Origin of the sequence: Streptomyces sp. NPDC058964, from assembly GCF_042741275.1 — a bacterium.
Classification (GTDB): Bacteria; Actinomycetota; Actinomycetes; order Streptomycetales; family Streptomycetaceae; genus Streptomyces.
This window is the reverse complement of record NZ_JBHYKH010000924.1, coordinates 1-1,678: the sequence shown is the minus strand read 5'-3', so window position 1 is coordinate 1,678 and position 1,678 is coordinate 1. Positions and strand designations below refer to the sequence as shown.

Here is a 1,678-nt window from a genome sequence, read left to right as displayed (position 1 = left end):
GCCGTCCCGGTCACCGGGCGAACACGACCGCGGTCAGCGCGAGCGCACCGGGCAGCGCCTGCGCGAACAGGATGCGGCGGTTGGCCGTCAGTGCACCGAACACGCCCGCGACCACCACGCACGACAGGAAGAACACCCGCGCACCGAACCCGGTCGGGTCGGCGGCGAGCAGTCCCCACACCAGACCCGCCGCCAGGAAGCCGTTGTAGAGCCCCTGATTGGCGGCGAGCGGCGCGGTCGCCCGCGCCAGCTCGGGGCCGAAGCCGTGCAGCCCGCGGCCCGGCTTCTTCTCCCACAGGAACATCTCCAGGACCAGGATGTACGCGTGCAGCGCGGCCACCAGGCCGACCAGCACGTTCGCCACTATTCCCATGATCGGCGGACTCCTCAGGCTCTTGGACAGGTGTCCAATATAGCTGGACGGATGTCCAGGAAGCCATGGGGGGCTCGTCCGGGTGCAGGAACAGTGCCTCGCCGAAGGCGCCCAGCGCGCGGTGGGGCGGCAGCCCCCCGTCGACCAGGGCCGCAGCTGTGACGACACCGGCGGGCAACGCGCGACGGCTCATCAACGGAGGACGGCCACCCCTGCTCCGACTGTCACGACGTGACAAGGGGTGTGTCTGCAAGTCCCCTGGTCTGTAAGGGTGTTTGTCGATTTGCGGCACCTGCCGGAGAGTGACGGAACCCTCACCTCCGTGACCTCTCGCGGTTGATCAGTTCGGGCCCGGACCCGATAAGCTCCATTCCGGCACTGCGAGTTGACGCCTCAGTGATGGCATCGGCCCGTAGTGCGTACTCATGAGTGCGGCCTTTGCACACCCCCCCCTTTTTCGATCGTGTTGCTTTCGAAGGATGCAGATGGAACTCGCCACTCCGCCACCGGCGGCGCGGGCCCCTGTCGCCTGGTACAGCTGGTGGCTGATGCCGCTGGCCTTAGGAGGCGGCACGGTTGCCGCCACGTTCATGAGCTCCGAGCGAATAACCGCCGCCGTCGTCGGCGCCGCCGCGACCGCCGCCGGCTCGGTGTGCGTACGGCTCCTGATCCGCTCGCGCAAGCAGCTCCTGCGCGCCGAGGGCAGCTTCCGCTCCTCGCAGGCCGAGCACTCCCAGAAGTGGCAGCAGCATGTCGTCGGCCTGGAACGCAGTTTCAGTGCCGAGCGCGCCGCCCTGGAGTCCCGGCTCGCCGAGCAGGCGGCCGCCTACGAGGCCCGGCTCGGCGAGACCACGGCGGCCTACGAGGCCCAACTGGACGACCGCGTCCGGGCGTACGAGGAGCGGCTGGCCGACCAGGCCAACTCCTTCGAGGCGCAGCTCACCGAGCGGGCCGGGATCTGGCAGGAGCAGGCGGTCCACCAGCGGGCCGCCGTCACCCGGCTCGCCGAAGAGCAGCTGCCCGACGCCCTGAAGCGGCTGCGGGCCGGTGACGCCATCGACGACCTGCTGCCCACGACGGACCCGGCCGCGAAGACCGACGTGGACCTCCAGGCCGATCTCCGCAGGATCCTCCGGACCTCCCTGATCGGCGTCGAGGAGGAGTTCAACCGCTCGACCTCCGCCGAACAGGCCGTGATCAGCATCGGCAACCGCATCCACGTGCTGACCAGCAAGCTCCGTGGCCGCCTGCACGAGATGCAGGGTGAGCACGGCCGGCTGCCCGCCGTGGCGCGCGGACTGATGG

1 protein-coding gene and 1 pseudogene are annotated in these 1,678 nt (G+C 69.8%); one reads left to right on the top strand and one right to left on the bottom strand.

The window, feature by feature from the left end; translation table 11 throughout:
* Nucleotides 1-10: 10 nt before the first annotated feature.
* Nucleotides 11-373, bottom strand: coding sequence for a DUF1304 domain-containing protein (locus tag ACFW2E_RS46440; RefSeq protein WP_384478099.1), 363 nt, complete (start codon nt 371-373; stop codon nt 11-13).
* A 485-nt stretch (nt 374-858) separates the two neighbouring features.
* Here ACFW2E_RS46440 and ACFW2E_RS46435 point away from each other — a divergent pair.
* A pseudogene (locus ACFW2E_RS46435) lies at nt 859-1,678 on the top strand (ATP-binding protein); the annotation flags it as partial.